The organism is Streptomyces sp. TLI_105, from assembly GCF_900105415.1.
Lineage (GTDB): Bacteria > Actinomycetota > Actinomycetes > Streptomycetales > Streptomycetaceae > Streptomyces.
Genome location: NZ_FNSM01000001.1, coordinates 6,025,008 through 6,045,755, shown reverse-complemented (window position 1 = coordinate 6,045,755; position 20,748 = coordinate 6,025,008). Strand labels below are relative to the sequence as shown.

Below are 20,748 nucleotides of genomic sequence, written 5' to 3'. Positions count from 1 at the left end.
TCATCCCTGACTGTTCTCGTGACGGTGTGCGTCCTGCTGGCTCTGCTGCTGGAGAATCGCCTCGCGCAGGACCTCTCGGTCGTCGAAGGGGCGGACGACCCCTGCGGTCTCCTGGCCCTGCTCGTGGCCCTTGCCGGCGACCAGGACGGTGTCGCCGGGTCGCGCGCGGGCGACGGCGGCGGCGATGGCGGCGGCCCTGTCCGGTTCGACGAGGACGTGGCCGCGCTCCTGCGCCGGCACCTCGACGGCACCGGCGAGCATGGCGCTGAGGATCACCAGGGGGTCCTCGGAGCGGGGGTTGTCGGAGGTCAGGACGGCGGTGTCGGCGAGCCGGGCGGCGGCGGCGCCCATCGGGCCGCGCTTGGTGGTGTCCCGGTCGCCGCCGCAGCCGATGACCACGTGCAGCCGGCCCTCGGTGACCTCGCGCAGGGAGCGCAGGACCGATTCGACGGCGTCCGTCTTGTGCGCGTAGTCGACGACCGCGAGGTACGGCTGGCCGGCGTCGACCCGCTCCAGGCGGCCCGGGACGCCGGGGACGGCGGCGACCCCCTCGGCCGCGGCCTTCGGGTCCAGGCCGGCGGCGGCGAGGGTGGCGATCGCGGCGAGGGTGTTGGCGACGTTGAACGGGCCGGGCAGCGGGGCGGTGGCGGAGATCCGCTCGCCTTCGGGCCCGACGGCGGTGAAGGTCGAGTCGTGGGAGCCGAGGACGAGGTCCTCGGCGCGCCAGTCGGCCTCGGCGCGGCCCTCGGCGGAGAAGGTGACGACCGGGACGGTGGCCTCCGCGACGAGCCTGCGGCCGTACGCGTCGTCGAGGTTGACCACGCCCAGGCGGCTGCGCTCGGGCGTGAAGAGCCCGGCCTTGGCCTGGAAGTAGTCCTCCATGTCGGAGTGGAACTCCATGTGCTCCGGGCTGAGGTTGTTGAAGACGGCGACGTCGAAGACGCAGCCGTCGACCCGGCCGAGCACCAGGGCGTGGCTGGAGACCTCCATGGCGACGGCCTCGACGCCCCGCTCGCGCATGACGGCGAAGAGCGCCTGGAGGTCGGTGGCCTCCGGGGTGGTGCGCTCGGACTTGATGCGCTCGTCGCCGATCCGCATCTCGACGGTGCCGACGAGGCCGGTCCTCCGCCCGGAGCCGCGCAGGCCCCCCTCCACCAGGTAGGCGGTGGTGGTCTTGCCGGAGGTGCCGGTGATGCCGATCTGGAGGAGGTCCTCGCCGGGGCGCCCGTAGATCGCGGCCGCGAGTTCGCCCATCCGGCCGCGCGGGTTGTCCACGACGAGGACCGGGAGGCCGGTCGCGGCGGCGCGCTCGGCGCCCGCCGGATCGGTGAGGATCGCGGCGGCGCCGAGCCCGGCGGCCTGGGTGACGAAGTCCGCGCCGTGCGCGCGGGCGCCGGGCAGGGCCGCGTACACGTCCCCGGGGCGCACGGCCCGCGAGTCGTGCGTGATGCCCGAGATCTCGGCGGCCTGCGGGGCGTCGACCCCGAGCTGCGCGGCCAGGTCGCCCAGGGGTGTCGGGCGGGCCTGCTCCGGCCGGGGTGGGGCGTTTCGGTACTGATCAGCGTGTGGCACGGCGGTGAGCGTACCGGGCGCACCCTGTGCGGGGCCAAAAGAGCCCGGGGCCTCGCCGGAGTTCGATTTCCGGTTCCCGGAATGGGGGGTGATCGTTGTCACTGGTGCTCCCGGAGTGTCACGGGGTGGGTTCGAAGCCGACCGGCAGTCGGGCGGGTGCGCTGCCCGTGGGGGCGACGTGGAGGGTCTTGAGGGCGAACTCCATGACCTTCTTGTAGATGGGTCCGCAGATCTGGCCGCCGAAGTAGTTGCCCTTGGTGGGGTTCTGAATGGCGCAGTAGACGGTGACGCGGGGCTGGTCGGCGGGGGCGAAGCCGGCGAAGGAGGCGGTGTAGCCCTTGTAGCGGCCGAGCTCGGGGTCGACGCGGTTGGCGGTGCCGGTCTTGCCCGCGACGCGGTAGCCGGGGATCGCGGCCTTGTTGCCGGTGCCCTCCTCGTCGTCGACGACGGACTCCAGCATCTGCGCGAGGGACGTGGCCGTCTTCTCGCTGACGACCCGGGACTCCTTGGGCGCGGGGGCCGCGGTGAAGCGCCCGTCGGGCCCCTTGGTGCCCCGCACGAGGGTCGGTTCGATCCGTACGCCTCCGTTGGCGATGGTCGAGTAGACGGAGGCGGCCTGCATGGCGCTGACGGAGAGGCCCTGGCCGAAGGGGATCGTGTACTGCTGCGAGGTGGACCAGTCCTGCGGTTTGGCGAGGATGCCCGGGGTCTCCCCCGGGTAGTGCAGGCCGGTGGGGCTGCCGATGCCGAACTTGCGCAGGTAGGAGTAGAGGACCCGGTTGGACTCGGCCTGGGTGGCGCCGAGTTGGCCGGTTGCGAGGATGGTGCCGATGTTGCTGGACCGGGCGAGGACGCCGTTGAGCGTCAGGTACCAGGTCTTGTGGTCGACGTCGTCCTTGAAGAGCCGGTCGCCGCGGTGGAGCCGGTTGGGGACGGTGACGTGGGTGTCGGGGGCGGCCTTGCCCTCCTCCAGGACGGCGGCCATCGACATGACCTTGGCGGTGGAGCCCGGCTCGTAGGCGTCCTGGAGGGCGGCGTTGCCCATGGCGGCGGCGTTGGCGGCGGAGAGGTCGTTGGGGTCGAAGCCGGGGGCGTTGGCCATCGCGAGGACCTCGCCGGTGCGGGTGTCCTGGACGACGACGTAGCCGCGGTCGGCCTTCGACCTGCGGACCTGGTCGCTGATGGCCTGCTGGGCGGCCCACTGGATGTCCCGGTCGATGGTGAGCTCGATGTCGGAGCCGGGGACGGCGGGGGTGCCCTGGGAGCCGGCGGTCGGGACCTGCCGGCCGCCGGAGGCGGTGAAGCGGATCTTCCCGTCCCGGCCGGCGAGTTCGGGGTCGAGCATGGACTCCAGGCCGCCGGCGCCGCGGCCCTCGGCGTTGACGTATCCCAGTATCCCGGCGGCGAGCTCGCCGTTCGGGTACACGCGCTTGGTGCTGGGCTCGCTGAGGATGCCGCCGAGGAGGTTGATCCCGTTCCCGCCGACGGCCTGGGCCTTCTGCCCGTAGACCCGCTTGAGGTCCTTGATCTGGTTCCAGACCTGCGGGGTCTGCTTGCGGGCGAGCAGGGTGTAGCGGGACTTGGGGGTACGGAGCTTCTTCGCGAGCTCCGCCGGTTCCTTGCCGAGGATCGGGGCGAGGAGCGCGGCCGCCTGCTCGGGGGCGTCGGCGGTCTTCGACTCCTCGCGGGTGAAGAGCTTGGGGTCGGCCGTGATGTCGTACGCGTCGACGCTGGCGGCGAGCGCGATGCCGTTGCGGTCGGTGATCTCGCCCCGCTCGGCGGAGAGCGTGTACTCCTGGAAGCGGTACTTGTCGGCCTTGGCCGCGTACGCGCTGGCGTCGACGGCCTGGACCTGGAGCAGCCGCACCACGAAGACCAGCATGACGAGGGTCAGGCCGAGGGAGATCAGCCGTAGCCGGGGCCGGGGGCTGCCCAGCCGGATGGTGCGGGGCTGCCGGGCCGGAGGCCGGGCGGCAGGCCGCTTCGCCGCCGGGCGCGGGGCGGGCCGGGCCTGGCGGGCTCCGGACGTCCGGGCCCCGGCGGAGGCGGGCCGGGGGCGTGCGGGCCGGGCGGGGCCGGGGACGCGGCGGCCCGGGGGCTCCTTGGGAGGCACTGCTCGGTCACCTGCCGGTGGTTTCTGGGGACGGAGGTACTGGCACTGTCCGTGCCTGGCCGATGCCTGTGGGGTCCTGGACATCTGGTCCCGGCCCCGCCCATGCCTGGCCGGTGCCGGACGGGCCCGGACTGGTGGGGCTCCCGCCGGTGGGGAAAGCACTGGTGGGAGGTGGGCCGAGGTTCGCCAGGTCCGTTCCGGTGCTTGCCCGGCTCTCGAACGTGCCGGAGGCGCTGGTCCGGGTGGCGGGCGCGGTCCCGGAGGTCACCGGGGGCTTCGGCGTCGGCTTGGGCTTCGGGGTCGGCTTGGGGGCGACCGCGACCGAGGGTTCGCCGAGGACCTTGCCGTCCGGGCCGAGGAACGCGGGGCTGCCGCCGGGGACCATGCCGAGTCGGCGGGCCCGCCGCTCCAGGGCGTCGGGGGCCGCGTAGTCGTCGACGTCCCGCTGGAGCGCCTGCTCCTCGTCGGTGAGCTCGGTGGTCCTGTCCTTGAGCTCGTTCAGCTGGAAGGAGCCCTGGTTGAGGGCCGAGTTCAGCAGGAGCAGGGTGATCAGGCCGCCGCCGAGCAGGACGACGACGAGCAGGACGAAGGGGGTGCGGGCGGCCGAGCTGGGCCCCGACGGCATGAGCCGGCCGAGCCGCGCGGCCCGCCCTTTGAGGGGCCCCTTCGCCGTGCTCACAGGACGTCTTCCCGGATGCGCTCGACACCCCGGAGCCGGGCGGGGGCGGCGCGCCGGTTCTCGGCGACCTCCTCCTCCGTGGGCAGCTCGGCGCCCCGGGTGAGCAGCTTCAGCCGGGGCTGGTACTTCTCGGGGACGACCGGCAGCCCGGGCGGGGCCGTGGTCGCCGCGCCGGCCGCGAAGACGCCCTTGACGATCCGGTCCTCCAGGGACTGGTACGAGAGGACGACGACCCGGCCGCCGACGGCGAGGGCCTTCACGGCCGCCGGGATGGCCTTCTCGACGCTCTCGAGCTCGTGGTTGACCTCGATGCGCAGGGCCTGGAAGGTGCGCTTGGCCGGGTTGCCGCCGGTGCGCTTGGCGGCCTGCGGCAGGGCGTCGCGGATGAGCTCGACGAGCCGGGCGCTGTTGGTGAAGGGCTCCTTCTCGCGCTCGCGCACGATCGCGGAGACGATCCGCTTGGCCTGCTTCTCCTCGCCGTACGCGCGCAGGATCCGGACCAGCTCGCCCGGCGGGTACGTGTTGAGGACCTCGGCCGCGCTGATGCCGGTCGTCTGGTCCATGCGCATGTCGAGCGGGGCGTCCTGGGCGTAGGCGAAGCCGCGGTCGGCCTCGTCCAGCTGCATGGAGGAGACGCCCAGGTCGAAGAGGACGCCGTCCACCTTCGGGATGCCGAGACGGTCGAGGACCTCGGGCAGCTCGTCGTACACGGCGTGGACGAGGGTGGCCCGGTCCCCGTACGGGGCGAGCCGCTCGCCGGAGAGCCGCAGGGCCTCCTTGTCGCGGTCGAGGGCGACGAGCCGCGCCTCGGGGAACCGCTCGAGCAGGGCCTCGCTGTGGCCGCCGAGGCCCAGGGTGCAGTCGACGACGACCGCGCCGGGGCGCTGCAGTGCGGGGGCCAACATGTCCAGGCACCGCTGGAGCATCACCGGGACGTGTCGGTCGTTGCTCAATGCGCCCTCTCAGGTCCGGCGCGGAGGCACGTACCGCGGGCGGAGGCCGAGCCGGAGGTACCGCCGCACACACGGGGGGAGAAACCGCGGGAAATCGCTCGTTGTCTCCGTGAACTCCGCGTCACTTTAGTCCACGGGACCCGCCGGTCAATCAACCGACTGGCGCGTCGCCCGGCACCGACGGCCGGTCCGGACATTCCGGACGGCTCACCCGTTCGGGGGCGGAGCCGCCCGTGCCTGTGGCATAGCTCACAACAAGGCTCATTGAGGTTCTTTGTCCCCTCTCACAGCAGGCCCGGAAAGCCTGTGACCATTAACGTCGGAACCATGTCGACCTCCGCGCACCCCTCCGCCGACGCCATACGCACCGGCCCCACGGTCACCGACCGTCTCGTCGAGGCCAACGCCCGCTACGCGTCCGATTTCACCGACCCGGGAATGGACGCGCGGCCCGTACTGCGCGTCGCCGTCGTCGCCTGCATGGACGCCCGTCTCGACCTGCACGCGGCCCTCGGCCTCGAACTCGGCGACTGCCACACCATTCGCAACGCGGGCGGCGTGGTAACCGACGACGTGATCCGGTCGCTCACCATCAGCCAGCGCGCCCTCGGCACCCGCAGCGTGATGCTGGTGCACCACACGAACTGCGGTCTCGAGTCGCTCACCGAGGACTTCCGGCACGAGCTGGAGGACGAGGTCGGCCAGCGGCCGGCCTGGGCGGTCGAGGCCTTCCGGGACGTCGACCAGGACGTCCGGCAGTCGATGCAGCGGGTGCGGACCTCCCCCTTCCTGCTGCACTCCGACGACGTCCGCGGCTTCGTCTTCGACGTCACGACCGGTCTGCTGCGCGAGATCGACCCGGCGTAACCCGCCAAACCCCGGCATTTCCCTCCCACTTGTCCGCAGGCAAGTGACACGGCCCGGCCGCGCCAACCACAATGCCCGGACGACAGTTCTGCAAGGCCGAGGAGGGCCGGGGTGACGACCTATGACGATCGAGCGAGCCTCGCTGATCTGACCACCACTGTGGAGAGAGTCCGCAGATCGGTGGAGAGTGTGATCGAGGGCAAGCCCGAGGTCGTACGGCTTTCGCTGACCGTGCTGCTCGCCGAGGGGCACCTCCTCATCGAGGATGTCCCCGGCGTCGGCAAGACCATGCTGGCCAAGACACTGGCCCGGTCCATCGACTGCTCGGTGCGCCGCATCCAGTTCACCCCCGACCTGCTGCCCTCGGACGTCACCGGCGTGTCGATCTTCGACCAGCAGCGACGGGACTTCGAGTTCAAGCCGGGCGCGATCTTCGCCCAGATCGTGATCGGCGACGAGATCAACCGCGCCTCGCCGAAGACCCAGTCCGCGCTCCTGGAGTCCATGGAGGAGCGCCAGGTCACGGTCGACGGCCAGACGTACGAGCTGCCCAGCCCGTTCATGGTCGTCGCCACCCAGAACCCGGTCGAGATGGAGGGCACCTACCCGCTGCCCGAGGCCCAGCGCGACCGCTTCATGGCCCGGGTCTCCATCGGCTACCCGAGCGCCGAGGCCGAGCTCCAGATGCTCGACGTGCACGGCTCGGTCTCCCCGCTGGACGACCTCCAGCCGGTCGCCCACGCCCACGACATCCTCAAGCTGATCGACGCGGTGCGCGGGGTCCACGTCGCCGACGCCGTCCGCCGGTACGCGGTCGACATCGTCGCCGCCACCCGCACCCACCCCGACCTGCGGCTCGGCGCCTCCCCCCGGGCCACGCTCCACCTGCTGCGGGCCGCCAAGGCCTCCGCGGCGCTCAGCGGCCGGGAGTACGTCCTGCCCGACGACCTCCAGGCCCTCGCCTCGCCCGTCCTCGCCCACCGGCTGCTGCCGACGGCGCAGGCCCAGCTGAACCGCCGCACCGCCGAGCAGGTCGTCCAGGACATCCTGCAGCGCACCCCCGTCCCGACCGCGGCCCCGCCCTCCGGACCGCTCTACGGCCAGCAGCAGCCCGGCGCCCGGCGGCTGTGATGGGTGGCGCCACCGTGCCGGACGGGCAGCGGGGCGACGAGGACGACCGGGGCGGGCTGCGGGCCGCCTTCGGCGGTCTCACCACCCGCGGCCGCTCCTTCCTCGCCGCCGGGGTGGCCGCCGCCGTCTGCGCGTACGTCCTCGGCCAGGCCGATCTGCTGCGCGTCGGGCTGCTGCTCGCCGCCCTCCCGCTGATCTGCGTCCTCGTGCTGCACCGGACCCGCTACCGGGTCGCCGCCTCCCGCCGGCTCACCCCCCAGCGGGTGGAGACCGGCACCGAGGCGCGGGTCCAGCTGCGGATGGAGAACGTCTCCAAGCTCCCCACCGGCCTCCTGATGCTCCAGGACCACGTGCCGTACATGCTGGGCCCCCGCCCCCGCTTCGTCCTCGACCGGGTCGAGGCCGGCGGGCGGCGCGAGGTGTCCTACCGGGTCCGCTCCGACCTGCGCGGCCGCTTCCCGCTGGGCCCCCTCCAGCTGCGGCTCAACGACCCCTTCGGGATGTGCGAGCTGACCCGCTCCTTCAGCGCGTACGACACCCTCACCGTCGTGCCCCGGACCGAGGCCCTCCCGCCGGTGAAGCTCTTCGGCGAGGCCTCGGGGTACGGGGACGGGCAGTCGCGCTCCCTCGCGCTCGCAGGCGACGACGACGTCATCCCGCGCACCTACCGCCACGGCGACGACCTGCGCCGGGTCCACTGGCGCTCCACCGCCCGCTACGGCGAGCTGATGGTCCGCCGCGAGGAGCTGCCCCAGCGGGCCCGCTGCACCGTCCTCCTCGACACCCGCCGGATCGCCTTCCAGGGCGCGGGCCCCGACTCCGCCTTCGAATGGGCGGTCTCCGGCACCGCCTCCGCGCTCGTCCACATGCTGGAGCGCGGCTACGCGGTCCGGCTGCTCACCGACACCGGCAGCGCGATCCCCGGCGAGGGGGCCGAGGGCTTCGCCGGCTCGGCGCAGGACTCGGCCGAGGCGGCCGGTCTGATGATGGACACCCTCGCGGTCGTCGACCACTCCGAGGGTGCCGGGCTCTCCCGCGCCTCCGACGTGCTGCGCGGCGGCGGCGACGGACTGCTCATCGCCTTCCTCGGCGACCTCGACGAGGAGCAGGCCGCCCTCACCGCCCGGATGCGCGGACGGACCGGCGCGGCCGTCGCCTTCGTCCTGGACTCCGGCACCTGGCTCACCGGCGGCGCGGTCGCCGGAGCCGTCGAGGACCGGGTGCGGCAGCTGCGCGAGGCGGGCTGGACGGCGCTCGCCGTACCGCCCGGCGCCTCGCTCACCGACCTGTGGCAGCAGGCGGCCGGCCTCCGTCCGGAGACCGCCGCCGCCGACACCTACGGAGGATGGTCATGAGCGGCCGCACACGGCTGACGCTCGCTTCCTGGGGCGCCACCCTGATGGCGGCCGGGGCGCTGCTCCCCCTGGTGAAGCCGGCGACCTGGATCTTCACGGCGGCCTTCGTCCTCGCCCTGGTGAGCGGGGTCGGCACGCTGGCGCGGCGGGTGCCGCTGGCCCGGCCGCTGACCCTCCTCGCCCAGACCGTCACCGTGCTCCTCGCGCTGACCCTGTTCTTCGCCCGCGAGCAGGCCCTCCTCTGGCTCTTCCCCGGCCCCGAGGCCCTCGCGCACGCCGCCGAGCTGTTCCGGGCGGGCGCCGAGGACGTCGGCCGGTACGCGATCCCCGCGCCCGACACCGAGGGCATCCGGCTCATGCTGGTCGGCGGCGTCGTCGCGATCGGGCTCCTGGTGGACGCCCTCGCGGTCACCTTCCGCAAGGCGGCCCCGGCCGGCCTGCCGCTGCTCGCCCTGTACTCGGTGGCCGCCGGGCTCTCCGGCGGCGGCGCGGGCTGGCTCTGGTTCCTCCTCGCGGCCTCCGGCTATCTGCTGCTGCTCCTCGCCGAGGGCCGTGACCGGCTCTCCCAGTGGGGCCGGGTCTTCGGCGGCGCCCAGCGCTCCGGACGTCCCGGCTCGACCGTCGTCGGCGGCGGCCCCGCCTTCGCCCCGGCCCGCACCGGCCGCCGGATCGGCGCCGTCGCCATGGGCGTCGCGCTGGTGGCGCCGCTCGCGCTGCCGGGCTTCTCCGGCGGATTCTTCGGCGGCAACGGCGAGGGGGACGGAGGCGCCGGCAAGGGCGGCACGATCTCCGCCGTGAACCCGCTGGTCTCCCTCCAGAACAATCTGCGCCAGCCGGAGGACCGGGAGGTCATCCGCTACCGGACCAACGCCCGCGACACCAGCGGCATGTACCTGCGGCTCGTCGCGCTCGACCAGTTCGACGGCACCTCGTGGAAGTCCTCGGTCCGCCCGATCGAGGACGTGCCCAAGCAGCTGCCCTGGCCGGACGGCCTCTCCCAGAGCGTCAAGATCACCGAGGTGACCAGCAACTTCGTCGCCTCCGAGGCGTACGAGCAGAAGTGGCTGCCCATGCCGTACCCGGCCGGCCGGGTCGACATCGACGGCCGCTGGCGGTACGAGCCGGCCGGCCGGATGCTCGTCGGCGACGACAAGCAGACCACCAAGGGCGCCCGCTACCAGGTCGCCAGCCTGGACGTGCAGCCGACGGCCGGGCAGCTGGCCGACGCCGGGCCCGCCCCGGAGAAGCTGCGCCGCGAGTACACCAAGGTGCCCACCACGCTGCCCGCCGACGTGCGGGCGACGGCCCTGTCGGTCACCAAGGGCGCGCGCAACGACTACGAGCGGGCGGTGAAGCTGCAGGACTGGTTCGCCCAGGACGGCGGCTTCCGCTACGACGTCGACGTCGTGTCCGGCACCGGTGTGCAGGCGATCTCCCGCTTCCTGAAGGACAAGGAGGGCTTCTGCGTCCACTTCTCCTTCTCCATGGCGGCGATGGCCCGCTCGCTCGGCATCCCGGCCCGCGTGGCCGTGGGCTTCATGCCGGGCACCACCCAGACCGACGGCTCGGTCTCCGTCGGCATCCGGGACGCGCACGCCTGGCCCGAGCTGTACTTCGAGGGCGCCGGGTGGACCCGGTTCGAGCCGACCCCCTCGCGGGGCTCCACCCCCTCGTACACCCGGGAGAACACGCCCTCGGGCACGGCCACCGGGCCCGCGCAGCCGCAGGCGAGCGCCTCGGCGCAGCCGTCCGTCGCGCCGAGCGCCTCGGCGAGCTGCACCCCGCAGGAGCGGAAGCTCGGCGACTGCGGTCCGGACGAGGCGGTGGCCGGGGCGTCCTCGGACGGTTCGGGTCCGGACCTCCTGACGGTGACGCTGCTGTCCCTCACGGCCGTGCTCGTCCTCTCCCTCCCCTTCCTGCCGCTGCTGTGGCGGAACCGGGTCCGGGCCCGCCGGCTCGGCTCGGACGCGCTCGCGGTCTGGGAGGAGATCAACGACACGGCCTGGGACCACGGGGTCGAGCCCGACGACTCGCTGACGCCTCGGAAGGCGGCGGCCCGGATCGTCCGCCTCGGTGGGCTGCGGGGCGAGTCCGCGGACGCGGTGCACCGGGTGGCGCGGGCGGTGGAGGAGGTGCTGTACGCGCCCCGGCCGCAGCCCGTCGCGGGCCTGGCCGCCGAGGCCGCCCGGGTCCGGGCCGGGTTCCACGCGGGGGCCGACCGGCGCGGGCGGCTCCGCGCCCTTCTGGCGCCCCGCTCGGCCGTCCGCCTCCGCTGGACGGCCTCGTCCCGCTGGTCGACCGCGACGATCCGCTGGTCGACCCGCGCCGAGGCGGTGAGAACCCGAGCGTCGACCCTCTTCCGCCGGGGGGCACGCGAGGCGAACTGAGGGGACCGGACGGTGCGCGCCCGGGCGGTGCGCGCCGCCCCTCGTTGTGGGCAGTCGTTCCGCTGGGGCGAGGGGGGTCCCCCCTGCTCGAGCGGGACGATTGCCCCCACGGAGGTGTGGGCGGGGCGCCGCCCAGGCGGGCGCAGCCCGCACGAAAGCGGGGGCGCCGCCCCGCCGGGCGCGGCCCCCCACGGACAGGTGGGAGCCGCCCGGCGGTCGTGGCCGACCCGCGCGGCGGGTGGGCAGGGGCGGGAGCCCGGAGCGGGGGCCGCCCCTGCGGGCGGGAGCCCGGGCGCCGTCCGGTCAAGCGTGCCGCCCGCAGGTCCCGGGACAGGGCGAGCCCCGCAGGGGAGGCGCCGAGAGGGCGCCGGCCCTGCGGGGCTCGGTTGGTTTCGGGGGCGGGGCTACCGCTCGGACGCCGTCAGTGGCCGCCACCCTGCTGCTCGTCGCGGCGGCGCTGCCACCGCTCCTCGATCCGGTTCATCATGGAGCGTCGCTGCCGGGTCTGACGGCTATCGGCCGCCATCCCGCCCCTGGCCCGCTGCTCACCCGGCTTCGGCGCCTTGCGCCATCCGGTGACCGCCAGGACCGCGCAGCCCAGCATGACGAGGAATCCCACCACGCTGATCCAGATCTGCTGTGCGACCATTCCGGCCATGAGGAGCGCGATACCCACCAGGAAGCCGGCGACTGCCTGGTAGACCCGTCGCCGGGTGTACGTACGCAGTCCGCTTCCCTCGAGCGCTGTCGCGAACTTGGGATCTTCGGCGTACAGCGCTCGCTCCATCTGCTCGAGCATTCGCTGCTCGTGCTCCGAGAGCGGCACGGAGTCCTCCTAGTCGTCGGTCGCGGGGGCGACCGGTTTGCGGCCCTTTCAGGATAGGCAGGGAATCGCCCCCGTGAAACCCGCCCTCAATGCCGAATAGCCAATCCGGGCCGCCATGCGGATCGGTTGCTGAGGCGTTGATTCCCCAGGCCCTTCTCCGTCATGCCGGATGGTGTCCCCCGATCATACGGGGCGGAGCCCCTCATCGGGCGGGCTGTGGCGTACTCCATGGAGCAGCGCGGCCGCACCGCCGACCGGGTGGGCGTTCCGCTCAGGCCCGCTTCTCGCCGAGAAGGTGCAGCTGGGTGGCGATGGCCTGGAAGGAGGGCAGCTCCGCGGCGGCCGCCTCCAGCCTGAGCAGGGCCTCGGCGGCGCCGGGCTCGGTGTCGACGAGGGCGCCGGGGACCAGGTCGGCGAAGACCCGGACACCGTGCACGGCGCCGACTTCGAGTCCGGCCTCGTCGGCGAGCTCGGTGAGCTGCTCGGCGGTGAAGCGCCGGGGCACGGGGTCGCCGGCGCCCCAGCGGCCGGCGGGGTCGTCGAGCGCGTGCCGGGCCTCGGTGAAGTGGCCGGCGAGGGCGCGGGCGAGGACGGCGCCGCCGACCCCGGCGGCGAGCAGGCTGAGGCTGCCGGCGGGGCGGAGCGCGGCGGCGGCGTTCCGCACGCCCTCGGCGGGGTCGTCGACGTACTCCAGGACGCCGTGGCAGAGCGCGGTGTCGTACTCCTCGCGCCCGACCACGTCGAAGAGGCCGCGGATGTCGCCCTGGACGCCGGTGACGAGGTCGGCGACGCCGGCCTCGGCGGCCCGGCGCTCCAGCGCGAAGAGCGCGTTGGGGCTGGGGTCGACGACGGTGACCCGGTGACCGAGGCGGGCCACCGGCACCGCGAAGTTCCCGGAGCCGCCGCCCGTGTCGAGGACGTCGAGGCTGTCCTTCCCGGTCGCCTCGACCCGGCGGTCCAGGGCGTCTTTGAGGACGTCCCAGACGACGGCGGTACGCAGGGAGGCGCGCGACGGACGCGACGACGCCTCTCGACCGAAGACAGGGGAAGGGTCCGGCACGGCTGTTGACTCCTCGGTGACGGGTACGGACGCTCCCCACCCTATGGCCTCGTCCCCGCCTTTCGGATCATCCTCCGGCCTCGTCGGCCCCGGACCGGCGGGGCGGTACGGGCTGGAGGGCGAGCAGCCGCTCGACCAGGCGCAGGAAGTGCGCGGCGTCCCTGATCAGGTCGTCGGCCTCGCGCCGGGTGGCCGCGCCGCTGATGCCGGCCTCGGCGCGGGCCCGGCGCTGGGCGCCGGCGGCGAAGAGGGCGCTCCACTCGGTCAGCTCGGGCGCCAGCTCGGCGAGGAGCTCCCAGGCGCTCCGTATCCGTCGGCGGCGGCGGGGGTCGGTCTCGGGCCTGCCCCGGGCGGCGAGCACGGCGGCCGCGGCGCGCAGGGCGGCGAGGTGGGCGGTGGCGTACCGCTCGTGGGGGCGGTCGAGGGCGGCGGCCTCGGCGAGTCCGGCGTGGGACTTGGCGAGGAGGTCGAGGGCGGCGGGCGGGGCGGCGGAGCGGCGCGGGACGGGGTGGATGTCGGATGCGGGTCCCGTCTCCCCCGGGGCGGGTCGGCGGCGGGGCGCGGCTGCTGCGGAAGGGTCGGCCATGTCGAGCCTCCTGTCGTCGCGTGACGGCGCTGTGGCCGTATGTGTTCATCGTGTCGCGTCCCACTGACAATCGCGCTGACCTGGGGTTTTGCCTGAAGTCCAACTCGGGGGTAACTTTTGAACTGACTGGTCAGTTCAAAAAGGGGAATGGGGGGTGAGTCCGTGGGCACGGAAACCGAGGAACAGCCGCACGGCGCCGCCGTCGTCGCGGACGGCTTCGGACTGAAGGGACCGCGCGGCTGGGCCTTCCGGCAGGTCTCCTTCCGCGCCGAGCCGGGCGCGCTGGTGGCCATCGAGGGCCCTTCGGGCTCCGGGCGCACCTGTCTGCTGCTCGCGCTCACCGGCCGGATGAAGGCCGAGGAGGGCCACGCCGAGGTCGGCGGCCTGCTCCTGCCCCGCAAGATGGCCGCCGTGCGCCGGATCAGCGCGCTCGGTCAGGTCCCGGGCGTCAGCGAGCTCGACCCCGCCTTCACGGTCGCCGAGCACCTGCGCGAGCGGGCCCTGCTCCAGCGCCGCTACGACGGTTCCGTACGGGCGCTCCTGCGCCGCCCCGCCGAGCGGGCCGCGACGAGCCGGGCCCGGATCGAAGAGGCGGTGGCGGCCGCGGGTCTGGACCTCGCCGCCCTGCCGAAGGGCGAGCGGACCTCCGTACGGGACCTGGAGCGGCTCGAGGCGCTGCGGCTCTCGATCGCCCTCGCCCTGATCGGCCGTCCCCGGCTGCTCGCCGTGGACGACACGGACCTGAAGCTCTCGGACGCCGACCGCGCCGAGGCCTGGGCGCTGCTGCGCTCCCTGGCCGCCGCCGGGACGACGGTCCTCGCCGTCTGCAGCGAGGCCCCCGAGGACGCCCTGCGCATCACGACGCTCTCCGGCGAGGCCGTCCCGGCCGCCCCCGAGGCCCCGGCCTCCGACACGGAGACCGGCACCACGGAGGCCACCGCCACGGGGACCCCCGCCGCGAAGCCCGGTGCCGAGGGCCGCGCCGCGGCGGACACCACCACCGGCGACGCCGACGCCGACCAGGCCGCCGTCGGGGAGACCGCGGCCGACGACACCACCGACGACACGACCGAGGAGGGGGCGGCCGATGCGCTCGCCGAAACTGGCCGCGCTTGAGCTGAAGCGCTTCGGCAGGGGAAAGCTGCCGCGCGCCGCGCTCGTCGCGATCCTGCTGCTGCCCCTGCTGTACGGCGCCCTGTACCTGTACTCGTTCTGGGACCCGTACAGCAGGCTCGACAAGATCCCCGTCGCCCTCGTCAACGAGGACCGGGGCGCCACCGCCGGCGGCAAGGAGATCCACGCCGGTGACGACATCACCGAGGGGCTCCTGAAGAGCGAGACCTTCGAGTGGCACCGGGTGAGCGACGCCGAGGCACGCGCGGGCGTGGAGGACGGGACGTACTACCTGTCCCTGACCATGCCCGGCGACTTCAGCAGCCGCATCGCCTCCAGCTCCGGCGACTCCCCCGAGACCGGCGCGCTCCGGGTGCGGACGAACGACGCGAACAACTACATCGTCGGCCAGATCTCCCGGACGGTCTTCTCCGAGGTGCGCACCGCGGCCTCCACGAAGTCCTCGCGCACCTTCCTCGACAAGATCTTCATCTCCTTCTCCGACATCCACGACGCCACCGCGAAGGCCGCCAAGGGCGCGGCCGACCTCAAGCAGGGCGTGGACAAGGCGAAGAAGGGCTCCAAGAGCCTGTCGGACGGCCTCACGGACGCCAAGGCCGGCAGCGGTGACCTGGCCACCGGTCTGAAGAAGCTCGACAAGGGCGCCAAGGACCTGGAGAACGGCTCCCGCAAGGTCGCGAACGGCACGCAGACCCTCGCCGACAAGGTGAACGGCACCGCCGACAAGGTCCGCCCGTACCTGGCGAACAACGGCAAGTCGATCCGCGACACCGCCCGGCTCGTCTCCGACTCCGCTGCGGCCGCCCAGAACAACCTGGCCGATCTGGTCAGGCGGGCGCCCTTGGTCCGCGCCGCCGCGCACAGGGCGGACGACGATCTCGCCAAGCTCCACCGCGAGCTGTGCGTGAACACCTCCGCCACCGCCCCCGGCATCACTCCCGGCACCGCTCCCGCCCTCGACCCCGAGGTCTGCGAGAAGCTCGGGAAGGCCTCGCAGTCCGCCGACGACGTCGCCACCATCGCCGACGACGTGCACGAGCTCACCAAGGACGACGCCGACGACCTGAAGACCCTGGACGCCCGCCTCACCAAGCTCAGGAAGCAGGCCGACGAGCTGGCCGCCCGCGCCCCGCACCTCGACGAGGACGTCGAGAACGCCATCAGGAAGATCAACGAGCTCAACGAGGGCGCGCAGAAGGTCGCGAAGGGCGCGGACCGGCTGCACACCGGCATCACCGAGGCGAAGACCGGCTCGGTCAGCCTCGACACCGGCGTGGGCAAGCTCAAGAAGGGCGCGGGCGCCCTCGACGGCGGTCTGTTCAAGCTGGCCGACGGCTCGGGCACCCTCGCCACCGGCCTCAAGGACGGGGTCGACCAGATCCCCGACTACGACAAGCAGGACCGCGACCGGCGCACGGAGGTCATGGCCGACCCGGTGAAGCTGGCCTCGCAGTCCCTGCACAAGGCGCCGAACTACGGCACGGGTTTCGCCCCGTACTTCATCCCGCTCTCCCTCTGGGTCGGCGCGATGGTCGCGTACATGATCATCCAGCCGCTGAACCGGCGCGCCCTCGCCGCGGGCGGCTCCGCCTGGCGGATCGCGCTGGCGGGCTGGCTCCCGGTGGCGGCCATCGGCGTCCTCCAGGTCGCGGCCCTGATGTCGGTCCTGCACTGGGGCCTCGGCCTCCAGATGACCCGGGCCGCCGGCACGATCGGCTTCCTCGCCCTCGTCACCTGCTGCTTCGCCGCGATCATCCAGTGGCTCAACGCCCGCTTCGGCGCGGCGGGCCGGATCCTGGTGCTCGCGTTCCTGATGCTCCAGCTGACCTCGGCGGGCGGCACGTACCCCGTCCAGACCAGCCCGGCCTTCTTCAACGCCGTCCACCCGTTCCTGCCGATGAGCTACGTGGTCGAGGCGCTGCGCCGGCTGATCACCGGCGGCGGGATCGGACCGGTCTGGCAGGCCTGCGCGGTCCTGACGGCCTTCACCGTGGGCGCCCTGGCCCTGACCGCCGTCTCGGCGCGCAAGAAGCAGGTGTGGACGCTCGACCGGCTCCACCCCGAACTGTCGCTCTGAACCTGTGAGAATCGACGCCATGGACAGCAGCAGCACCCGACGCCAGGCCACCCGCACGAAGCTCTACGAGGCGGCCGTCACCCTCATCGCGGAACAGGGCTTCTCCGCGACGACGGTGGACGAGATCGCCGAGCGGGCCGGCGTGGCCAAGGGCACGGTCTACTACAACTTCAAGAGCAAGACCGAGCTCTTCGAGGAGCTGCTGCGCCACGGGGTGTCGCTGCTCACCGCCTCCCTGCGCTCGGCGGCCGAGGAGACCGCCGAGCGCGGCGGGAGCCGGGTCGACGCGCTGGACGCGATGATCCGCGCGGGCCTCGTCTTCATCGACCGCTACCCGGCCTTCACCCAGCTGTACGTGGCCGAGCTCTGGCGCACCAACCGGGCCTGGAACTCCACGCTCCTGGTGGTGCGTCAGGAGGCCGTCGCGGTGGTCGAGGGGGTGCTGCGCGAGGGGGTCGCGGCCGGTGAGCTGAGCGAGGAGATCGACGTCCAGCTGACGGCGGCGGCGCTGGTCGGGATGGTGCTGGTGGCGGCGCTCGACTGGCAGGCCTTCCAGAGCGAGCGGTCGCTCGACGACGTGCACGCGGCACTCTCCCGCCTGCTGCACGGCCGCGTCGGCGGCCGCTGACACCGACCGGCGCACGGAAGACCGGGCCGACGTACGGAAGACCGGGCCGGCGCAGGGAAGACCGGGCCTGCGCACGCGAAAGGCCGGGCCCGCGCAGGCGGGACCGTCGAGCCGTACGCGAAAAGGCCGGCGCGGTGAGGCTCGATCCCCCCGAGCCTCGCCGCACCGGCCTTCCTTTCGCCCCCCGTGCCGGCAGGTGCGCGGCCCCGTTCCGCAGCCCCGTGCCGGCGGTACCGGAGCCGCGCCCCTTCCGTGGACTCCACTCTCTCCTCCGGGCGCCCCCGGCCCCATCCGCGCGCCTACTCATCTCGACCCCTAGGTACGGGTACTCAGTCCTGGTTACGATCGCGGGCGTGTCCGTACTCCCCCTGGTGTTCACCAGCGGCTGGGCGAGCGGGATCAACGCGTACGCGGTGGTCCTGCTGTTCGGCGTCTTCGGCGCGACCGGGCTGACCGACGAGGTGCCCGCGTCCTTGCAGCGCACCGATGTCCTCGTCGCGGCGGGCGTGCTGTTCCTGTGCGAGGCGGTGGCGGACAAGATTCCGTACGTCGACTCGATATGGGACTCCGTCCACACGGTGATCCGGCCGATCGCGGGCGCCGTGGTCGGCGCCCTGCTCGCCGGGCAGAACGGTTCGCTGCCCGAGCTGGCGGCCGGTGCGGTCGGCGGTTCGACCGCCCTGCTCAGTCACTTCGTCAAGGCCGGGACGAGGATGGCGGTCAACTCCTCCCCGGAGCCGTTCTCGAACATCGCGCTGAGCCTGGCGGAGGACCTCGGCGTGGCCGCGATCATCACCTTCGCGGTCTTCCATCCGGTGGCGGCGTCGGTCATCGCGGCCGTCCTGCTCCTGTCGGGCCTGGCGATACTGGTCTTCCTCGCCCGGCGGATCCGCCGCTTCTGGCTCCGGCGGTCCCAGCGGCGGGAGGAGAGACGGCTCGCGGCCCTGGGGGCGCGACCACGGGCCCAGGGCCCGCCGGACGACGGATCCGACCACTTCTGACCCCGGCCGCAGGGGCTTCGGGCGGTGTCGGAGGCGCCGGATAGGCTCGTCCGCATGGCACGGATTGTGGTGATCGGCGCGGGACTCGGCGCCATGGCGGCGGCGGCCCGGCTGGCGGTCGCCGGACACACGGTGACGGTGTACGAGAAGACGTCGACGTACGGCGGCGCGGTCGGTCGCTTCGAGCGGGACGGCTTCGCGTTCGACACCGGCCCCGGGCTGCTGCACCTGCCGGCCGTCTACCGGGACCTGTTCGTGAAGACCGGCAAGGAGCCGCTGGAGGAGTGCGTCTCGCTGACGCAGGTCGATCCGGCGGCCCGTCACGTCTTCGCCGACGGCACCCGCGTCGACCTGCCGAACGCCTCCCGGGCCGGCACGGTCGCAGCCCTGGACGCCGCGCTCGGCGCGGGCGCGGGCGAGCGCTGGGGCGACTTCCTGACGCGGGCCCGCGAGGCCTGGGACCGGACCCGGCGCCCGCTCCTGGAGGAGCCGCAGCCGGCCGACCCGGCGCCGCTGTCCCGCGAGCCGTACCCGGCCCTGAAGGCGGGTCTGCTGCGGCGCCCGACGACGACGCTCGCCCAGGTCGGGGCGCGGGAGCTGCGCGACCCCCGGCTCGCGGCCCTCCTCGACGCGTACGCGTGGTCGTACGGCTTCGACCCGACGACCGCCCCGGCCTCGGCCGCCGTCCTGCCGTACATGGAGCAGACCTTCGGCAGCTGGTACGTGGGCGGGGGCCTGCGGGCGCTCGCCGACGCGGTGTACGAGCGGTGCCGGAAGCGGCGCGTGGAGTTCGTGTTCGGGACGCCGGTGGAGGGCGTCCTGGAGAAGGACGGCCGGGCGGCCGGTGTCCGGCTGGCCGGCGGCGAGACGGTCGAGGCCGACCATGTGGTGTCCGGGGCCCCGGTGTCGGCGCTCCACCACGGCCAGGACGTGCCTCGCCACCAGGCGAACGGCACGGGCCGGGTGACGGTCTGTCTGGCCCTGCGCGGTCCCCGGGAGGCGGACGCGGTCCACCGGACCGTCGTGCACGCGGAGGGCGGGCGGCCGACCGTGACCGTGCTGCGGCCGGACGACCCGGCGCTGCGCCCGGACGGGGAGCACGAGTCGGTGACGGTCACCGCGACCGTCCGCACGGCTCCCGACCAGGACTGGGCGGCCTTCGCCGACCGGATGGCCGAGGCGGCCGGGCGGGCGGTGCCGGGGCTCGCGGAGCGGCTGCTGTGGCGGCACGTCCGCACCCCGGAGGACGTCCGGCGGGACACGGGCGCCGCCGAGGTGCCGGGGCCCGCCCTCGCCGGGGCGGGCGGGCTGCTCCTGCCCGCCGCCAACCGCTCCCCGCTGCCGGGGCTGTACTCCGCCGGCGGCTGGTCGCACCCCGGCGGCGGCCTCGCCCACGCCGGCATGTCGGGCGCGCTGGTGGCCGGACTCATCGTGGAGGGCGCGGACTTCCGCGGCTCCCGGTAGGGGCCGCGGAGGCCCGGGGCCTCAGTAGCGGTACTGCTGCTGGTCGTCCGGGTGCGGCTGCTCGTAGCCGTACGGGGGCTGCTGCGGGTCCTGGTCGGTGTCGCGCTGCTGCGGGACCCAGACGCCGCCCGGCGGGGTGTCGTAGGTGTACGAGGGGGCGTAGGGGTCGGTGTAGTACGGGGTGTACTGCTGGCTGTCCGTGCCCGGGCCGATGTACGGGTCGGAGTACGCGGCGTACTGCTGCTGGCCGGTGGCGGCACCGTAGTCGTAGGCCGGCTGCTGCTCGTAGGAGGGCTGCTCGAAGCCGGGCTGCTCGTAGGAGGTCTGTCCGTACGAGTGCTGCTCGTACCCGGACGCGTAGGGGTCGTAGCCCGTGCCGTAGCCGGCGCCCTGGCCGGCGACGTCGTAGATCCCGTACTGGCCGGTCTCGTCGGGCATCGGCTGCGGCTCGTAGACCGCCGTGGTCTCCCCGGCCGTCTCCCGGTGCCCGTCGTGACCGATCGCGTCGTGACCGGCCCCGTCCTCCGTGTCGTACGCGGTGTCCCCCGTGTCGTACGACAGCTCGGTGACCTCCAGGGTGGGTCCGGCCTCGGCCGGCGCGGCGGCCTTGCGGCGGCGGCTCGCGCCCGGGTTGCCGCCGATCGCCCAGCCGGTGGAGAAGCCGCGGCGGAAGGAGAGCGTCACATAGGTCTGGCCGACGGCGAAGGCCACGGCTCCGGCGACGATGACGAGCACCGAGGGCAGCAGGACGCCCAGGACCACGCAGAGGAAGCCGCCGAAGGCGAGCAGGCGCCAGCGCAGCCGCGCCTTGTACTGGAGGAGCACCTCCCCCAGCAGCCACAGTGCGACCACGCCGAACGCGATGTAGAGGACCGTCCACCCCATGCCCCGCCGCCCCTCTCCACGGTCACCGCC

General features: G+C 73.8%; 17 protein-coding genes. 9 read left to right on the top strand and 8 right to left on the bottom strand.

The window, feature by feature from the left end; all coding sequences use genetic code 11:
• The 4 genes from BLW86_RS27640 to rsmH are packed head-to-tail and all read right to left on the bottom strand — an operon-like array spanning nucleotide 1 to nucleotide 5,317.
• Nucleotides 1-1,674 (bottom strand): UDP-N-acetylmuramoyl-L-alanyl-D-glutamate--2,6-diaminopimelate ligase, encoded by a 1,674-nt coding sequence (locus tag BLW86_RS27640; protein ID WP_093876540.1) that lies wholly within the window; start codon nucleotides 1,672-1,674, stop codon nucleotides 1-3.
• A gap of 16 nt (nucleotides 1,675-1,690) precedes the next feature.
• Nucleotides 1,691-3,685: a peptidoglycan D,D-transpeptidase FtsI family protein gene (locus tag BLW86_RS27635; protein ID WP_093876539.1), complete on the bottom strand. Its 1,995-nt coding sequence runs from the start codon at nucleotides 3,683-3,685 to the stop codon at nucleotides 1,691-1,693.
• A gap of 7 nt (nucleotides 3,686-3,692) precedes the next feature.
• Nucleotides 3,693-4,364: a cell division protein FtsL gene (locus tag BLW86_RS27630; protein ID WP_093876538.1), complete on the bottom strand. Its 672-nt coding sequence runs from the start codon at nucleotides 4,362-4,364 to the stop codon at nucleotides 3,693-3,695.
• Nucleotides 4,361-5,317 carry a 16S rRNA (cytosine(1402)-N(4))-methyltransferase RsmH gene (gene rsmH / locus BLW86_RS27625; protein ID WP_093876537.1) on the bottom strand — a complete coding sequence of 319 codons (957 nt, stop codon included), beginning with the start codon at nucleotides 5,315-5,317 and terminating at the stop codon, nucleotides 4,361-4,363. The genes BLW86_RS27630 and rsmH overlap by 4 nt, the downstream gene beginning before the upstream one ends.
• A 327-nt stretch (nucleotides 5,318-5,644) precedes the next feature.
• On the opposite strand from rsmH, the gene BLW86_RS27620 reads away from it, so the two are divergent.
• From BLW86_RS27620 to BLW86_RS27605, 4 genes are all read left to right on the top strand, one after another.
• On the top strand, nucleotides 5,645-6,184 hold the full coding sequence (locus tag BLW86_RS27620) for a beta-class carbonic anhydrase (RefSeq protein ID WP_030693448.1): 540 nt from the start codon (nucleotides 5,645-5,647) through the stop codon (nucleotides 6,182-6,184).
• 111 nt (nucleotides 6,185-6,295) lie between these two features.
• Nucleotides 6,296-7,315, top strand: a complete 1,020-nt coding sequence (locus BLW86_RS27615; protein ID WP_093876536.1) for an AAA family ATPase — start codon at nucleotides 6,296-6,298, stop codon at nucleotides 7,313-7,315.
• Nucleotides 7,315-8,670, top strand: coding sequence for a DUF58 domain-containing protein (locus BLW86_RS27610; RefSeq protein WP_093876535.1), 1,356 nt, complete (start codon nucleotides 7,315-7,317; stop codon nucleotides 8,668-8,670). The genes BLW86_RS27615 and BLW86_RS27610 overlap by 1 nt, the downstream gene beginning before the upstream one ends.
• Nucleotides 8,667-11,057: a transglutaminase TgpA family protein gene (locus BLW86_RS27605; RefSeq protein WP_093876534.1), complete on the top strand. Its 2,391-nt coding sequence runs from the start codon at nucleotides 8,667-8,669 to the stop codon at nucleotides 11,055-11,057. The genes BLW86_RS27610 and BLW86_RS27605 overlap by 4 nt, the downstream gene beginning before the upstream one ends.
• Nucleotides 11,058-11,478: 421 nt before the next feature.
• Here BLW86_RS27605 and BLW86_RS27600 read toward each other — a convergent pair whose 3' ends face one another.
• From BLW86_RS27600 to BLW86_RS27590, 3 genes are all read right to left on the bottom strand, one after another.
• Complete coding sequence (locus BLW86_RS27600) at nucleotides 11,479-11,883, bottom strand: DUF3040 domain-containing protein (protein ID WP_093876533.1); 405 nt, start codon at nucleotides 11,881-11,883, stop codon at nucleotides 11,479-11,481.
• A 271-nt stretch (nucleotides 11,884-12,154) separates the two neighbouring features.
• The gene (locus tag BLW86_RS27595) at nucleotides 12,155-12,943 is read right to left on the bottom strand and encodes a methyltransferase domain-containing protein (RefSeq protein WP_093876532.1); all 789 of its coding nucleotides are present in this window, start codon (nucleotides 12,941-12,943) and stop codon (nucleotides 12,155-12,157) included.
• Between the two features lie 67 nt (nucleotides 12,944-13,010).
• Nucleotides 13,011-13,529: an SAV_6107 family HEPN domain-containing protein gene (locus BLW86_RS27590; protein WP_093876531.1), complete on the bottom strand. Its 519-nt coding sequence runs from the start codon at nucleotides 13,527-13,529 to the stop codon at nucleotides 13,011-13,013.
• A 162-nt stretch (nucleotides 13,530-13,691) separates the two neighbouring features.
• Here BLW86_RS27590 and BLW86_RS27585 point away from each other — a divergent pair, with 162 nt between their 5' ends.
• The 5 genes from BLW86_RS27585 to BLW86_RS27565 all read left to right on the top strand — a co-directional run bounded on the left by BLW86_RS27585 (nucleotide 13,692) and on the right by BLW86_RS27565 (nucleotide 19,833).
• A complete protein-coding gene (locus tag BLW86_RS27585) occupies nucleotides 13,692-14,645 on the top strand; it encodes an ATP-binding cassette domain-containing protein (protein ID WP_256341450.1) in 954 nt (317 codons plus the stop codon).
• Nucleotides 14,617-16,740: a YhgE/Pip family protein gene (locus BLW86_RS27580; RefSeq protein ID WP_093876529.1), complete on the top strand. Its 2,124-nt coding sequence runs from the start codon at nucleotides 14,617-14,619 to the stop codon at nucleotides 16,738-16,740. The genes BLW86_RS27585 and BLW86_RS27580 overlap by 29 nt, the downstream gene beginning before the upstream one ends.
• A 19-nt stretch (nucleotides 16,741-16,759) precedes the next feature.
• Nucleotides 16,760-17,368: a TetR/AcrR family transcriptional regulator gene (locus tag BLW86_RS27575; protein WP_093876528.1), complete on the top strand. Its 609-nt coding sequence runs from the start codon at nucleotides 16,760-16,762 to the stop codon at nucleotides 17,366-17,368.
• Between the two features lie 353 nt (nucleotides 17,369-17,721).
• A complete protein-coding gene (locus tag BLW86_RS27570) occupies nucleotides 17,722-18,369 on the top strand; it encodes a DUF4126 domain-containing protein (RefSeq protein WP_093876527.1) in 648 nt (215 codons plus the stop codon).
• 54 nt (nucleotides 18,370-18,423) lie between these two features.
• Nucleotides 18,424-19,833, top strand: coding sequence for a phytoene desaturase family protein (locus BLW86_RS27565; protein ID WP_177181769.1), 1,410 nt, complete (start codon nucleotides 18,424-18,426; stop codon nucleotides 19,831-19,833).
• Nucleotides 19,834-19,854: 21 nt separating this feature from the next.
• Here the strand turns inward: BLW86_RS27565 and BLW86_RS27560 are convergent, their stop codons facing one another.
• Nucleotides 19,855-20,718 (bottom strand): hypothetical protein, encoded by an 864-nt coding sequence (locus BLW86_RS27560; protein ID WP_093876526.1) that lies wholly within the window; start codon nucleotides 20,716-20,718, stop codon nucleotides 19,855-19,857.
• Between the last annotated feature and the right edge of the window lie 30 nt (nucleotides 20,719-20,748).